General features: G+C 40.9%; 20 protein-coding genes. All 20 read left to right on the forward strand.

Annotation, left to right across the window (positions count from 1 at the left end):
• Positions 1 to 361 precede the first annotated feature (361 nt).
• A complete protein-coding gene (locus HMPREF0373_RS06095) occupies positions 362 to 763 on the forward strand; it encodes a zinc-finger-containing protein (RefSeq protein WP_021738776.1) in 402 nt (133 codons plus the stop codon).
• Positions 757 to 1,332 carry a sigma-70 family RNA polymerase sigma factor gene (locus tag HMPREF0373_RS06100; RefSeq protein ID WP_021738777.1) on the forward strand — a complete coding sequence of 192 codons (576 nt, stop codon included), beginning with the start codon at positions 757 to 759 and terminating at the stop codon, positions 1,330 to 1,332. The genes HMPREF0373_RS06095 and HMPREF0373_RS06100 overlap by 7 nt, the downstream gene beginning before the upstream one ends.
• A 40-nt stretch (positions 1,333 to 1,372) precedes the next feature.
• Positions 1,373 to 1,702, forward strand: a complete 330-nt coding sequence (locus tag HMPREF0373_RS06105; protein ID WP_021738778.1) for a hypothetical protein — start codon at positions 1,373 to 1,375, stop codon at positions 1,700 to 1,702.
• A 48-nt stretch (positions 1,703 to 1,750) separates the two neighbouring features.
• On the forward strand, positions 1,751 to 2,596 hold the full coding sequence (locus HMPREF0373_RS06110) for a sigma-70 family RNA polymerase sigma factor (RefSeq protein ID WP_021738779.1): 846 nt from the start codon (positions 1,751 to 1,753) through the stop codon (positions 2,594 to 2,596).
• Positions 2,597 to 2,832: 236 nt separating this feature from the next.
• A complete protein-coding gene (locus HMPREF0373_RS06115) occupies positions 2,833 to 3,312 on the forward strand; it encodes a hypothetical protein (protein ID WP_044963172.1) in 480 nt (159 codons plus the stop codon).
• Positions 3,257 to 3,643 carry a hypothetical protein gene (locus tag HMPREF0373_RS06120; protein ID WP_022036568.1) on the forward strand — a complete coding sequence of 129 codons (387 nt, stop codon included), beginning with the start codon at positions 3,257 to 3,259 and terminating at the stop codon, positions 3,641 to 3,643. The genes HMPREF0373_RS06115 and HMPREF0373_RS06120 overlap by 56 nt, the downstream gene beginning before the upstream one ends.
• Positions 3,625 to 3,837 (forward strand): hypothetical protein, encoded by a 213-nt coding sequence (locus HMPREF0373_RS06125; RefSeq protein WP_021738782.1) that lies wholly within the window; start codon positions 3,625 to 3,627, stop codon positions 3,835 to 3,837. The genes HMPREF0373_RS06120 and HMPREF0373_RS06125 overlap by 19 nt, the downstream gene beginning before the upstream one ends.
• On the forward strand, positions 3,830 to 4,210 hold the full coding sequence (locus tag HMPREF0373_RS06130; RefSeq protein ID WP_021738783.1) for a hypothetical protein: 381 nt from the start codon (positions 3,830 to 3,832) through the stop codon (positions 4,208 to 4,210). The genes HMPREF0373_RS06125 and HMPREF0373_RS06130 overlap by 8 nt, the downstream gene beginning before the upstream one ends.
• 26 nt (positions 4,211 to 4,236) lie before the next feature.
• Positions 4,237 to 5,403: a DUF1351 domain-containing protein gene (locus HMPREF0373_RS06135; protein WP_021738784.1), complete on the forward strand. Its 1,167-nt coding sequence runs from the start codon at positions 4,237 to 4,239 to the stop codon at positions 5,401 to 5,403.
• Positions 5,404 to 5,425: 22 nt separating this feature from the next.
• Complete coding sequence (locus tag HMPREF0373_RS06140; protein ID WP_147597871.1) at positions 5,426 to 6,688, forward strand: hypothetical protein; 1,263 nt, start codon at positions 5,426 to 5,428, stop codon at positions 6,686 to 6,688.
• Positions 6,642 to 8,843, forward strand: coding sequence for an SF1B family DNA helicase RecD2 (gene recD2 / locus HMPREF0373_RS06145; RefSeq protein ID WP_044963177.1), 2,202 nt, complete (start codon positions 6,642 to 6,644; stop codon positions 8,841 to 8,843). The genes HMPREF0373_RS06140 and recD2 overlap by 47 nt, the downstream gene beginning before the upstream one ends.
• Before the next feature lie 94 nt (positions 8,844 to 8,937).
• Complete coding sequence (locus HMPREF0373_RS06150; protein ID WP_021738787.1) at positions 8,938 to 10,353, forward strand: AAA family ATPase; 1,416 nt, start codon at positions 8,938 to 8,940, stop codon at positions 10,351 to 10,353.
• 3 nt (positions 10,354 to 10,356) lie between these two features.
• Positions 10,357 to 10,980 carry a hypothetical protein gene (locus tag HMPREF0373_RS06155; protein WP_021738788.1) on the forward strand — a complete coding sequence of 208 codons (624 nt, stop codon included), beginning with the start codon at positions 10,357 to 10,359 and terminating at the stop codon, positions 10,978 to 10,980.
• A 316-nt stretch (positions 10,981 to 11,296) separates the two neighbouring features.
• Complete coding sequence (locus HMPREF0373_RS06160) at positions 11,297 to 11,596, forward strand: hypothetical protein (RefSeq protein WP_147597872.1); 300 nt, start codon at positions 11,297 to 11,299, stop codon at positions 11,594 to 11,596.
• 109 nt (positions 11,597 to 11,705) lie between these two features.
• Positions 11,706 to 12,080 (forward strand): hypothetical protein, encoded by a 375-nt coding sequence (locus HMPREF0373_RS06165; protein ID WP_242831190.1) that lies wholly within the window; start codon positions 11,706 to 11,708, stop codon positions 12,078 to 12,080.
• A gap of 15 nt (positions 12,081 to 12,095) precedes the next feature.
• A complete protein-coding gene (locus tag HMPREF0373_RS06170; RefSeq protein WP_021738791.1) occupies positions 12,096 to 12,806 on the forward strand; it encodes a hypothetical protein in 711 nt (236 codons plus the stop codon).
• Between the two features lie 62 nt (positions 12,807 to 12,868).
• On the forward strand, positions 12,869 to 13,480 hold the full coding sequence (locus HMPREF0373_RS06175; RefSeq protein ID WP_021738792.1) for an SMI1/KNR4 family protein: 612 nt from the start codon (positions 12,869 to 12,871) through the stop codon (positions 13,478 to 13,480).
• Positions 13,481 to 13,536: 56 nt separating this feature from the next.
• Positions 13,537 to 14,022 carry an SMI1/KNR4 family protein gene (locus tag HMPREF0373_RS06180; RefSeq protein WP_021738793.1) on the forward strand — a complete coding sequence of 162 codons (486 nt, stop codon included), beginning with the start codon at positions 13,537 to 13,539 and terminating at the stop codon, positions 14,020 to 14,022.
• A gap of 156 nt (positions 14,023 to 14,178) precedes the next feature.
• On the forward strand, positions 14,179 to 14,805 hold the full coding sequence (locus tag HMPREF0373_RS06185) for a hypothetical protein (RefSeq protein ID WP_021738795.1): 627 nt from the start codon (positions 14,179 to 14,181) through the stop codon (positions 14,803 to 14,805).
• Positions 14,806 to 14,824: 19 nt separating this feature from the next.
• Entirely contained in the window at positions 14,825 to 15,262 is a 438-nt protein-coding gene (locus tag HMPREF0373_RS06190; RefSeq protein ID WP_021738796.1) for a hypothetical protein, read from the forward strand.
• Positions 15,263 to 15,413: the final 151 nt, after the last annotated feature.

Genomic DNA, 15,413 nt, shown 5'->3' on the forward strand with positions numbered 1-15,413 from the left:
TTTCTATACACTGTTTTATTTGACGCTTACAATACAGGTGTGAAATGTGAATGTATCTACATCTTGTAGTTAAGTTGACGCAAAATACAAAGTGACGTATATATAGCACTAAGGAATCAGAGAAATCTGATCCGATAAAAATGAACGAAAGATGCCATATTGCTACAATCCAGAAAAATTAATTTCTTGAAAATAACGAAGTAATCTATTGACAAGACACAACCCAAATTAGGTAGAATAGATTCAAAGATAAGGATTGATAAATTTTCTTGGTAAAAATACAGGGAAATGAATCAGTCCTTTTTTTTGTTGGATTTTTTTCGGGAAGAGGGCAAAAAAGCAGAGGTGAAGGAGGTAAAACATGAGAAAAAAAGAAATCAAATGTCCTTATTGTGGCAGTAAAGCAAAATTAGTTCATTTTTATGATATCTATGGGAAGGACGCAACTCATCCGGAAAGGTATGCGTGGGCATGCGCAAGATTTCCACAGTGCGATTCTTATGTAAGCACAATCAAAGGTAGCACGAAACCAGCGGGAACACTTGCCGATGCACAACTACGACATGAGCGGATTGAAGCTCACAGGGTTATCAAAAAAGTGGTGGAGAGCGGTATGGATCAGCATAGCGTCTATCGTTACCTGGAAGACCGGATGGGTCTGCAGAGAGACCAGTTACACATTGCAAGCTCAGGGATTTATTATTGCCGACTGGTACAACAGATTCTGAAATCTTTGTTAGAAAGGAGATGCGGAACATGTTAGGTAAGAATGCAGAAAAAGAATTATTGGCAAACATGGAAGAAATCCGATATATGACCAGAAGTATTGTTCGTAAAAGTGCAATATTTGCGAAATATATGGATATAGAAGATTTTTATCAGGAGGCGTATATTGAATACTTACAGTCTGTAGATTCGTATGATCACACAAAAGGAAAAAGTCTCCATAATTACGCTTATAGCAGAATCAGGCATCGTTTGATGAGTATTTTTCGGAAAAACCGGAATATATACCAGGAATATGGAAGCAATAAATTAGAGGAACAGTTGTCATGTAGACAGGATGTAGAAAGTGAATTACGTGCAGCGGAGTTTGCGGTGGACTATCTGGAAGTAGAAAAGGAGATGATGAAGGTATATATGGATGCTCCAAAAACGATACAGTATGGAATCCTTGCAATCTGTAATGAGGTGCGAGGGATTTCAAAAGCAGAAACAGCGAAAGAACTTGGCATAACTACCAGCTATATTACAGTAAGTATGCGGCGTGCAGCAGACAAACTGAAGTTACCGGTGATGTTTGCCTGGTATGGTTATCATAATCTCAAATGACTAGAAATGATTTTATGATTTAGTATGAAAAGGAGTAAAAATGGCGAATCCGTATAGAAAAGTAATGTACCGATTAAAAGAAAAATGGTCTATTCGGGAAATCGCGGAATTATATGTTGACCGGAATTTCAGTATGGATTTGGTCTCACATATTACGGGAATCCCGTTAGCACCATTGAGCCATATCTTATGGGATTATCATCTGCCAGAAGTGAAAAGCAAATATTATACAGAAAACTTTTTAGGCGAGATTTCCAAACTTACAAAACAAATGCATGCAGAATTTTTCCGGGAAGAGCGGATCTTTACACGACAGTATGAGAATGACAGACGAAAGATGGAGACAGATTTTTTAGCGGAGATTTCGTAACAAAAGAATCATAACTCTATTCGTTTCGCAAGGAAGGAAGGGAGAAAAATGGCAGGGAATAAAAAAGTGAACTCTATTTTTCAACATAAGAGAGAAATACGTGACTATGCACTATGGGCATTGCAGGTGCCGGATATTAGTCCGAAAGAAGATACCTATCTTTTGGTTTCGGAAGCCCAGGCGGGAAATGTAGATGCCAGAAATATTTTATACCTGGCTTATATGAAGTATGTATTCTACATTGTTTCGCATTATTACAGTTTCAAGGATTATATGGAAGGGGAAATTGAAGATTGCGTGCAGGAAGGAATGCTTGGATTGTATGAGGCAATCATGCGATTCGATGTCACCAAAAATGCGAGTTTTACGACTTACTTAACCATCTGGGTGAGAAAATATGTTTCCAGATATCTATCGGAAGATGGAACGATCAAACGATCTTCCAGGATCGTGAAAAAAACCCAACAGTTGCAGAGTGCCTGCATGGACTATGAGCTGCTTCATGGAAGGCGACCTACGATCGCGGAACTTGCGGAAATAATCGGGGAAAGCGAAAATGTAACCAGAAATCTGCTGGAAGCATTGCAAAGAGCAAGAATCAAATCTCTGGATCATCCACGAAATGACGATGAAAAGTGGACAAAACAGTTAAAATACGATTATGATCTGGAATCCGAAGTGTGTCAGGAAGTGATGAATCGTGAATTTGAAAATATGGTCATTGAGGTGCTTCAGAATGAGACCGACCGGCAGATCATTGATTATGTTTTTGAGTATGCCGACAATGACATGACACGCTCGGAGATTGCGGAAAGCGTAGGAGTATCCAAGCAGTATATCTGCAAGCGAATCATCGCAATCAAAGAGATTTTGAGAAAAAAACATATCATCTAACGGAATGAAACATCCTCCGGCATTTTGCCAGGGGATGTTTTAAGTTTCCGAAAAAGAAGAACTGACGTATTTCTATTAATAGAGGTCATCTATTCTGTATATACAGAACGTCTAAAAAATAGCGAGAACTATTTCTTATCATGTGGAGCGTTGTCTGCGCTCGGAATCCAATTACAATCGGGAGCAATCCTGTTTATTTGATAAATGAAACTAACATAGAGAAAGGAGGGGATGCCATGGATTATGCGGTTTTTCAGGACTGTGTCAAGAGTATGGATCTGCGGCAGCGTTTCCAGAAATTGCAGGATGAGATTTATATCCTGAACAAAAACCGGGAGCTTGTTCCAAATCTTGAATGGGATCAAAGGTACGCCAGAGCATATGCACAGTTATGGCAGCAGATCCGGCAGCGGATTAAGGTCATACAAAAACGGATGCTTTCCGAATATCACCTGCCTAAGTTGAAAGATGAGCAGAAATATCAGTGGTTTATGAGGCAATTTTTAAGCCTGACCACACAGGAAGAGGAGAAAATCTGCCAGATGATCTACCGGAAGGAACATTTTAGACGGATCGAACTGGAATTTTTTTTATGGAGAGAGACCATCGACCGTCTGGTCGGAGAATATAACGTGCAGAAGGCAGAGGAAAGATTAGAACATGAAAGCATTACAAACACATGCACAGATGCTGGAGCCAAGCCTGGGCTTTTTTGAAAATGAATGGTCTGTATTGCTGCAGTTTTTACTGGGACAGGGATATAAACTTTCGATACGGGTTAATGGATTTTTTGTGATCCGTCCGGGAGAAGATGCCTGTTTTTCACGCTGTCTGAATCTTTTGGAGATTGTGAATGAAGCGTTGGCGTGTAATGCCCGGTGTCAGCAACTATCCTGTCAGAAGCTGTATGCGAAGCAGGGGGATAGGATGGCTTTATGGAAGGAGATCCACAGTGGTATTGAGCGGGAACGGATGTTCCTGAAATTACAGCGGCATCTGTCGAAGCAGGAGGGAGTGCTGGCTAAACAATGGAAACGAATGTGTTAAAAATGGAAAGCTTCTGGCAGAAACATAAAAAATATGCAGCAGAAGTGTATGAAATCGGAACCAACGTAACCGGAAAACAGCATGGATATGGAAAATACCGGCAGGGAAAAGCCGAACTGATCTGTGAACTGTTTGAGATACCGATGGAACCGTTTTTACAATTTTCAATGGAAAGGGGAAAAGAAGATGGTTGATATTCTAAAAGGAATGGATGTCTCACTGTGTGTATTCATGGCAGGGATCGTGGCATTTGTTATCGCGGCGATCCTGTATCTGTTTTTGTGGGAAACCTGGTCGAAGGCCTATGAGGAAGATCTGGAAGAGGAAACCATAGAGTATTACATGATCTATACGGTTTGGAGTAAACCGGAATCCTATGGGAGCAGGGTGATCCTGGCAACGGCAGATGAAGCGGAAGCAAGATTCCGGTTCCATCTGATCCGGACGGTGTCGGAAATATATTTTTCCGGTGCGGCGATCGCGGAACATAGAGACGGAATCCGTATCTCTAAAGGAGATGCAAAACTGTATTATGTGATGAAAACGGTGCAGGTAGAAAATCTATAAAAAATAAGAAAGAGAGGACAGAAAAAATGGAACAGTTACAAATTGTAGCGAAGATCACCCCCGGCGCAATCCAGACCAATTTCGACGAGACGAAACAATGGCTTGCCCAAAAACTACAGAAGTATAATCTGAACAATTATACTGGTGATGACGCCATAAAACAGATGAAAGAGGGGCGGGCTACGTTAAACAAACTGAGTGATGCCCTTAAAGAGAGAAAACGAGTGGTCAAGGAGCAGTTCCTGGAACCATATACTGCATTTGAGATGGCGGCAGATGAGCTGCTGGCAATGATCAAGGAGTCCTGCGATACTCTGGATGGGAAAATCAAGGAATATGCGCGTATCGAAAAGCAGGAGCGAGAGGCAGAGATCACAAAATATTACCAGGAGGCAGTGGCAGAAGCAGGGATCACCTATGATCTGTGGACACAGATCTATGACGAGAAATGGCTGAACAAAAGCTGCAGCAAAAAAAACTGGAAGATGGCGATCACAGAAGCGATCCAGTCTTACCAGAAAAATATAATGCTCTTAGGGCAGCTTGCGGGTGAAGATGATTTTGAGGCGGCACGAAAATTGTATGAAGTGGACTTAAACTTGCAGGATGCGATTACCTATATAACCAAGAAAAAGGCAGAAGCGGAAGCACTTGAGCGGGAGCGGATACGCATTGCTGCAGAAGAAGCAGCAAAAGCACAGGCACGCGTGGAAGCAGAAACCAGGCAGGTAATGCAACAGGCAGAATCTTATGCCAGAGAGCGGGAAGCGGCTGTACGGAAAGAAGAACAGGAAGCGGCACAGAAGCAGATGCAGCAAAAGCAACAGGAGCTGGAGCAACAGACCTATCTTCGTATGCAGAAGCAGATGCAAAGGCAGACACAGACCATGCCGGTACAAAGAGCCGGGATGAGTTACCAGACCGGTATTCCGACAGGTGAAAGCACAATGTCAGGAGGGCGGGCAGCCGCCACATCCGGACAGGGAATGCCGCGACCGGCATATGGTATCCGGCAGGGGATGCAGCGGCAGCAACCGGTACAGCGGGGGAATGCACCGATCCAACGGTCAGTGCAGCAACCCATTTTGCAGACACAGGCGGCAGAACTGTGTACGTTTACGGTGCACAGGGTACACCAGGAAGAAGTCTGCCAGTTTTTGACACAACGTGGTATCGGGTATCACATTCACTAAGATGCAGAAAGGATATGATTTCATGAGTTTTAATATCAGCGAGGTTGCAGACTACCTTGGAATTGAAAAATTACAGGATACAGGTGGGGATTCCATTCCCATCTGCTGTCCGTACTGCGGCGACCGGCGAGGAAAAAATACAATCTGTATCAGAAAGGATGGAAAGGAAAAAAATGTATTCCAGTGTTTTTCCTGCGGCAGGCATGGAAATATGCTGGATTTGTATCTGGATCAGAAAGCCGGATATGTCGGAGCCGATCGTTATAAACGTGCATATGCAGATCTGAGGGATGCGCTTGAAAAAGGGCACAGGGATCACACCCCAAAAAAACGGGTGGAAGAAACAGACAGAAAAACAGAAAAGACCAAAGCTCCGGTGAACGTGTTAGACCATACCTACCGGAGCTTGTTACGTCATCTGACGTTGCAGACGATAGACCGATTGGACCTGCAACGCCGGATGCTTACTGATGCAGAGATAGAGGCGGGATTGTTTCGGTCTGTGCCATCTGATCCGGTGGGCATCTGCCGGATTTTAAAGAGGGAAGGTTGTATGCTGGAAAACGTACCAGGTTTTTATAAAAATGCAGCAGGTAACTGGCAGTTAAATGTATGGGCAGAAGGCTACTTTTGTCCGGTGCTGCAGGATGGATATTTGGTCGGGATGCAGATCCGGCTGCGTAACCCGAAAAAGCAGAAGTATATCTGGTTATCCAGTTCCGGCAAAAGGGCAGGAATTTCGTCCGGAGCCCCGGTCTGCTTTTATGGCGATCCGGATGCAGAGTTTGTCATCATCACAGAGGGTATTTTAAAAGCATATGTAACGTACTGTCTGCTTTCGGATATCGGTGTCAGTGTGATCGGAGTGCCGGGGGTGAATGTCCTTGGCGGATTGAAGGAGCTTCTAAAGCAGCATCATCATAAGATTGCCTATGAAGCCTACGACATGGACAAGTATATGCCGGTAGCCTGCATGCGGGACTATGAAGCCAAGAAGTGTGCTGCCTGCATACAGTCAGGCGGGCGTGAAGCCTACTGCCCGGATGGAAGTTGCAGATATAAGGAACGAAAAAGGCAGATGATCCAGGAAGCACAGGATTCCCTGCAAAAAGTAATTGCCAAGGCAGGTCTGATCGGCAGATCCTATCACTGGGACAGAGATCCGGTCAGCGGTCTGTGGCTTGGAAACAAAAAAGGGATTGACGATTACTGCAGTATGCGGCGAGGAGGAATGAGTCATGCAGGAGCTGGCTATCCGGGCAGTGCCCGTGCAGGTGCGCTGTGAGTTTGATGATTACCAGGTGGTGGTCTATGAGACGGAATCCGGGGAAGAACTGACGGCCGTTGGTTCCCTGCTGTGTACGGAAGGGGAATGTGTCCTGCATGGGACATATTCCCAACATAAGAAATATGGAAAGCAGTTTCAGGTTACATTTTGCGAAGAAGTATTACCAACGACACCGGAAGGCATGAAACGGTATCTGGTGAGCAGTGGGATTGCTGAAATAGGAAGTGCAACGGCAGACCGCATCGTGGATACATTTGGGGCAGAAACATTCCAAGCCATGCGTGATCCCATCCGGTTAGCTGCGGTACAGGGAATCTCGGAGACGAAAGCGGAAAAGATCGTTGCGTCTTTTAAAAAATGCCAGGAGTTACATGAATATGTGCAGTTTTTGGCAGACTATCGGATTCCAAGTGGAAAAACACAAGAAGTCTATCAAAAATTTTCCGGGATACCGGATGCGCTTTCGGTGTTACAAAGCCGTCCATATCTGCTCTGCATGTGTGAAGGGATCACCTTTGCCATGATTGATGCAGTGCAAAAACAAAGAGAAGGATTTGATCCGATCCATGGTGACCGGATCTGTTTTGCTCTGTCCGCTGTCATGCAACAGAATGAACAAAATGGACATGTATTTATGCAGAAGGAAGACTTGTTTGAAAAGGCAGTGAATATCCTGCGGACACCGGGGTGTGACCGGTCAGTGTTTTTCCCATACATGCAAGCAGGACTTGTGTACCTGGTGAAAAACCAGACGTTGATCTATGACTGCGGTGTGCTTTACCGGAAACCGATGTACCTTGCAGAAAGTGAGTCAGCAGAAAAACTGCTGAGACTTTTATGGGACGGACAAAAGCAGAAATTAACGAAAGATAAGATCGATGCAGCATTAGTGGAAGCAGAAAAACGGCAAAAATTGGCACTCTCAAAGGAGCAGAGAAACGCCGTTTCATATGCGCTGACAGAAACAGTGAGCATCATTACTGGTGGACCGGGAACTGGAAAGACATGTCTCTTACAAGTACTGATCTGTGCAGAAGAAATGCTGCATCCGGAAGGAAAACTCACCTTGTGTGCCCCTACCGGGCGTGCTGCCCGAAAAATGGCGGAGAGTACCGGAAAAGTTGCAGTCACGATGCACCACTTGCTTGAGATCCGTCAGGAGGAGCAGGAACGTGAGGAAGAAGAGGAATTAAAACTAAGTACAGACCTAGTGATCGTTGATGAGTGTTCCATGGTGAGCATGCAGTTACTGTATGCATTGCTGAAAGCATTGGATAAGGGGACGCGGCTGGTGTTGATCGGAGATTGTGACCAGCTTCCCAGTGTACAGGCAGGAAATGTGTTTGCTGACCTGATCGGAAGCCAGGTGTTTCCGGTTACTTATCTAACAAAAACCTTCCGGCAGAAACAGGGGAGTGCGATTCTTACCAATGCAAGCTGTGTCAACCGCGGACGGGGCAGGTTTTTATGGAACACAGACTGTATGCTCTGCCAGACCTGGCAGGAAGAGGATACACTGGACGGTCTGCTCCAGGTGATCCGCGCTCTGCAAAAACAGGGGATTTCCTCAAAAGCCATGCAGGTGCTCACACCGTTTCGAAGTAAAACAAAGCTTGGGTGTATCCAGCTAAACCGGGTGCTGCAGGAACTTATGAACCCGAAAACGGCAGGAACGGTTGAACTGCTGGTTGGAAGCCGGTGTTTCCGCAAGGGGGATAAAGTGATGCATCTGGAAAATGAAGAGGATGTAAGCAACGGAGATGTTGGTTACATTACAGAGATCAACCAGACGGAACGGAAACTGACGATCTTGTATGAGACGGGCGTGGAACGTACTTACACGTCAGAAGAATTTTCCATGCTGGAGTTAGCGTATGCATTGACAGTGCATAAAGCTCAGGGCAGCGAATACGATTGCGTGATCCTGCCATTCACCAAGATCTTTGGTCGCATGCGGCAGAAGAACCTTCTGTATACTGCTATGACGCGCGCCAGGAAAAAGCTGGTGATCGTTGGAAACGAAGAAACGCTATGGTATGCATCTGGCAACCGTATGGAGCGTAGAAACTCCTATCTAGGATTCCGGCTTATGGATGGGAACCGGATGCGGAAAGTAGCGCATAATGAAAGAAAACTAAAAACTGTCATATAGGGAAAAATGAAGCTGCCGCTCCATGAATGTTTGTTCGTGGAAGCGGCAGTTTCCCTATGATGATGTGCGAATAATTTGAAAAAAGGGATGGCATATGGTAGTATTAAATGATAAAGATGTCAGGCAGAAAACAGGGGTTATCCTAGAGCAAAAAAGCAACCTGATGGGAGAGGAGACGGGAATGGATAAAAAATGGACACTCCACGTTGAAAATTTTGCAAAAATAAAAAGTGCAGATGTTACGATCGCACCGTTAATGTGTTTTGTGGGTGATAACAATAGCGGAAAAAGTTATTTGATGAGTATTTTATGGGGAATATTGACTTTAGGTAAAGATATTTTCCCAAAGAAGCCCTCTGAAGCAAAGGCATACAAGCAGTGCGAAAGCTGGTTAAAAGAACATCTTAACACAGAAACTGCACTGACGGATGATGCGATAGACCTGTATATAACCTGGTTTAATGAATTACTGAGTACACAGAAAAAAGCTCTGGTAAAAAAAATTTTTAACTATGAGGTTGAGATTGAAAAACTAAAGATCACACATTATGAGAGGAATCATCCGATCAAGATGGTTTGGGATGCGTCTGCATCCAGATATTCTGTCACAGGCGGATATATTAAATTCCCAGAAGTGGAAGCGGCAAACCGGGAAGAATTACTCCGTATGAATGCTTATATCTGCTGGAATTTATTAATGGAAGGAATTGCAGCACCATGGTATACGCCGGTCGTAAAGGGCAGACGGAATGGGGAACCAATTTACTTACCGGCATCAAGAACCGGATTTATGCTCACGTATGCCCAGTTGATTGAAAATTCACTGCAGATTAGTTTTTCACCGGAATTGCAGGATAACACAAGTACCCTGACACTTCCGTATGTAGATTTTTTGCAGTTGATAACAAAGTTTGAAATCAATAAAAAAGACAGCAAAAAGTATGCAAAGATCATCGAATATATTGAAAAGCAGATGACAAAGGGAAATCTGTCCGTAAAGAAAGATATGATGCCAGTGATCAAATATCAACCGGAGGGAAGTGAGAAAGAGCTTCCACTGTATGTGGCATCTTCCATTGTTTCGGAGATTTCTCCGCTGCTGTTGGTGCTGAAATCCGGGATCAATTTTAATGCGATGATCATTGAAGAACCGGAAGCACATCTGCATCCAGAATTGCAGCAGAAAATGGCACGATTGCTTATTAATATGATGAATCTTGGGATTCCGGTATGGATCACTACGCACAGTGATACGATTTTACAGCATATCAATAACATGATGAAATTGAAAAACCATGTGCGGAGTAGTGAACTGCAGAAAGAATATGGATACCGGAAAGAAGATCTGCTTTCCAGAGAAGATGTTCAGATGTATCAGTTTGTTCCAGACAATAATGGAAAAACACACTTAGAAGCGCTGGAAGCAACAAAGTACGGATTCGTTGTGCCTACATTCAATAATGCCCTCGAAAAGATTGTAGAGGAAGTGTATGCATTTCAGGAGGACTGATAAATGGTAGAAGAACGGATTGCATATGGAATTGAGAAGTTTTTGGAAGAAGATTTTTTCCTTCCGGAAAATGATTCTTACTGCTTGGAGGAAAAGAGCGAATCTGGCAGAAGCGAGCTGCAGGTGACCATTCAGGGAGATAACTTATGCTGTGAAGATTATGATCACAAAGGGAAGTGTAATTTCCTTAAACGTGAAAGTCCCCTGAAATTACAAAGAAGTGTAGATCATGTGTTGCTCCAGAAAAAAGATGGAAAATGGATCTTGCATCTGATCGAAATGAAAAGTAAAGTTGATGATAAAAAGTGGCATGAGATAAAGCAAAAAACGCGTGCCAGCTATTTTAACGTCTGCGCATTGGAACGGGTGCTTGGGATACATATTGATGAGGTTGAGGTATATACAACCTATGAAACTACGGGATTTTGGCATTCGGAGCAAAGCGAAGATCCGAAAATCATTGTACCACTTCTTGGAAAACCGTTGCCACCAAAGCCGGAGAGCGAATGGGAGAATCATAGAATCAGTGTGGATGTTGGAGAAATCGTGCAGTTTCATCATCATGCCGTAAAAATGCAGCGGACAGAAGATGGGAGAAAACTGATCGGTGAACTAAACATTCAGTGATCAAAACACAAAGTAAATAAGCAGAAGCTATATTGAGAGTGTACTCACAAAGATGTGGGTACTCTTTTTTGTTTCTAAAAACACATAATTATATCAACTTATGTCAAAAGCCAGGAATATTTATCAGAGTAATCAATGCACCATATTTGCCAAAAATATAGATGGAAAAAGGCAGGCAGTATGGTAAAATGAAAGTAACAAGCAGCGGCAGGTAAAGAGTTTTTGGAGCTTAAAAAAACCGAAGCGTTTATGTGATCTATGCAAAAACCAGATTAGAAGGCCAGAACAGAAAAAGGGGGACAAGGCAGGTATGGTTATGAACAAAACAATTAAAAATGCAATGGAAGAATTGGAAGATTGGTTATCTGATCCAAGTGAATTGGGAAAGAAACCGACGAAGATAGAATATACAAATGCATTTGCAGATGAGGACGGTATAAATTGTTTGGTTTTCAAGTATAAAAAGAATCTATTGGGGAAATGGTTATTGGGGATTGTAAGTGAATCCGGAATTTTCAGTGAAATGGGAGAATATAATCAGAAAACGGAAATTGATGATGCCAAAAGAATACTGGAAATGTTGAAGAACTATTGGAAAGAGATGGCGAAAAATTAGTAAAACAGAGCGAGGGAACATGATGAACAGGATTCCAGTATTTTATATATTTTTTTGTATATTGGCAGTCTGTTCCGTACTGATTATTGTCATGCGTTGGAAAAGATATGTGAAATATTCTAATGGAACATATAAAAATGTGGGACAGGATTTGATATTTCGGACGGAACTGTCGCGAGATGAAATAGTTCGAAAATTGAAAGTACATGATGTAAATGATACGTTGGATTATGATTTTTATGAAAAAAGTGGTGAATATTTTATTAAAGTAAAAGGTGTAAAACGCCTTGCGTTTAATGGAATATTGACTGCAGATTTCAAGGTTGACTTTTTCGAAAACACACAAAAGTATATTATTATCCATCAGTGCAATAATTTTCAAATGCTATATTCGTCAGGATATGAGGCTGAAATATTTGAGTTCATGGTGAAAAAATTAAATTGTATTCCGCAGAAATCGGTAAATAAAAATGTAGAATTGTAAAGGAGCTGGCATTATATGTTGCCACATAATAAAATAATCAAAACAACTGTTAAGGAATTTTTAGAGCCAGAAAATTTGTTTCAAATAGGAAGTTCAAGAAGTTGGGTAGATGATAATGGGTACTATTTCATTATCGTTGAATTTGCAACAAATGGTTATTCTAAAGGGGCAAGTTTGAATGCCGGAGTCTCATTTTTATGGGAATCTACAGAAAGCCTAAACAAAATGCTATCATATAACTATGGATGTGATGTTAGTACCGGTGTTGGTTATGTGGAATATAAAAACGATGATGAGGCGTTTCAGATTGTCATAGAAAAACTGGCAAAAAGTGCTTTGAAGGAAATAGACGAATATCGAAAATTTTCAGATATGGAATATGCAAAATCCTGTTTGCAGGAGCAAGTTGAGAAACTGCCAGAACATAGACGATTCTGGGAGTTATATCATCTGGCAATGCTCTGTTTCATGAAAGGGGATTTTGAAGAAGGAAAGGAAGTATTTGAACATTATCTGCAAAGATTAAAGGACAGTTTTTATTCTGGGGATTATTATATTGAATGGCATGAACAATTTTATAATTACTGTATTGAAAACATTCAATGTCAGTTATCTTCAAAGGAATCTGCTCAACAAATGGTTATTGATATGATTAACCGAAGACGAAAATCTTTCTGTGAGAAAGCATCGTATAAAAAGATGAGTAAAGAACTGTATACATTATAAAGCGTTTGTGGTTTTTAGACAAATTACAAAAGAAAATCAAAGATTAAGCATGGGGTATTTTTATGAATCTAAAGAATTTGGAATATATAGAAAAAAATAATCCTGTAACCAAAGAAGAAATCGATTTTGCGGAGAAGCGTATCAATGGGGAACTGCCAAAAGTCTACAAAGAATTTTTACGTTATGCAAATGGGATGGTTATGAATTTGTGTGTATTATACGATACACAAAGGATTGTTGAAAGTTGTGAATGTAATGAATTTGCAGAATATGCTCCCGGATACATAAGCATAGGAAATGATAATGGCGATCGGGAACTCATTATAAAAGCAGAAAAGGGAGCTGTACTGTGTGGATTTTTAGATGCTGCAGAAATAGGAAGCTCTGAACCAGAAGAATGGTTTAACTTTAAGTCCTGGGTAGAAAATGGATGTGAAATGGATGAGGAGGACGATACTGAGTATGGAAATGTTTATATCACAAAACTGCCAGACGAAAAATTGAAATTTTTAGCAGAGACGAAAAAGATATTTGCGCTTTCAATATCAACGGGTGTTCTTTACCAACAGGTAAATACCCTGCCATGTGTTATAGTGCAGCAGATTACAGAATCAAAAGCAGATATTTTGATACAGAAGACATCGTATCCTGAATGCTATAAATTTGGAAAATAAAAATGATGATTTTGCTGCTATAGAAATTAAAAACGTTAGAGGGAGATAATGTAGGTATGGGATTGTTTGAAAAATTTAAAAAGAAGAACGAAACACACAAAGAAAGTTATTCAAAAGAGCAAAAGGAATTAAAATTTATAATCCAACAAAATCAGGCTATATTTGGAAATGCTTTTTTAGGAAAAAGAGCAACAGATGCCGAAATAACACAGGCAGAACAGAAGTTAGCTTTAAAAATTCCAGATCCTTTTATATGGTTTTTAAAAGAATATGGCTGTGGTGGATATTGGTTCGACATAATGGGGTATTGTAAGAACGGGAAACCAGAATTTGTAGAAATAACATTGGAACAAAGAAAAAATGGTTTGCCAGAGAAGTATATCATTATAGAAGATTGTGATGAATTTTACTATTGTATTGATAGTGTGAGTGGAAAAATTTCATCATGGAGTCAATATGATAAAGATGGTATACGGGAGCGTTTTGATAATTTCTATAAGTTTTTTAAAGATAATTTGCAAAATGCAATGGATAATTTTTAGAAGACTGGAAGAAGCAATAGCGCATAGGGAAGCCGGAAAATATCCAATATCATCGGATATTTTGGATAAAACGATTGATGAGTTAAAAGAAATATTATCTGCTGAGAAATAAAGAGGATTGGATCGTAAGATATGGAATAAGAGAGGAATGGACCGGTGGCAACAAAAAAGAAGATAACAGATGACTGGCAGCAACTTTTCCCAGAATTAAAAAAGACAAAATTACTTGAAATGGATAACAGATTAGGACCATTGATAACAGGAATTTATTTAAAAGTAGTCAGAAATACATACTATACACCAGTTGCTTATGTACATAATTTATGCGGAGAATATTCTAGCATTACAACATCATTAGAGTGTACCAGTGAAACAATAGCGTTAGAAAAACATGAAGAAAGATATATGTTTTCGGCAGAAAGGTTAAAAAATAAATTGTTGATCCCGCTTAAAGGTGATGTCCCACTAGATAAAATTGTAGACGGATATAAACTTTTTTTGAGTAATCCAAAGAGAAAATCGTTTGAAGAATATAAAGATATTGCACTGGTGTGTGGCTGGTATGGAGAAAAGAAAATACTTGACGATATCCTTGAATATATTTGGAATAATGTGCAAAAGGATAAAAATCATCCTTTTTTTAGAAATAAAGATAGAGGAGTAGAAGGATGGTTTGTAAAAAATCGCGAGGAGTCAAGTGATTGTGAAAGGCTTCATGAAATATGTGAGAAAGAGATACAAAAGCATAAAGTAGGAAAACTGCCATATAGAAATATCATTTGAAAGAGGGGATGTTGTATTTATGATAGCACTTGAGGTATTCAAAAAAATATTAGAAGAAAATGGGGATAAGTTTCCATTATTAACGCTGGATGAATTTTTTGATGGAAATTCAGAAGAAGATTCGATTGCTCCAAACCAGTGGGAAGATGGACGCCCAACACTGGATGAAATGTGGAAAAAATTACGGGAGATTGAGAAACTGCCAAATGTAGCATGGGTGCGTGTTGCGTTACATGATGATACAGAAATTGTGGAAGAGGACGGAATGGAACGTTTAAACCTTGTTGGGGATTCCATTATAGTGTGTACAGACATGGAAGCCGATGAATTGGAAAATATTGCGGATTGCGACTGGCTGTGTTCGGATGGAGTAACAGAATCAGAACCTGTTTTGTATTATTCCTATATACCGGAAATCCCAGAGAATTATCAATGTCTGGAAATTGTGTGGGATTAGGTTTGGATTGTGATTTATGGAAGAAGGCAAGCATAGATGAATTTTATAGATAAGGCATTGGCAGAATTTACAAATGGTGAAGATTTTGTACAGAAAATGGCGGACATTTATGAGTATCCAGAAGTAAGAGAAGAATTAGCAAATTATCCAA

This window comes from Eubacterium ramulus ATCC 29099 (genome assembly GCF_000469345.1).
Lineage (GTDB): Bacteria > Bacillota > Clostridia > Lachnospirales > Lachnospiraceae > Eubacterium_I > Eubacterium_I ramulus.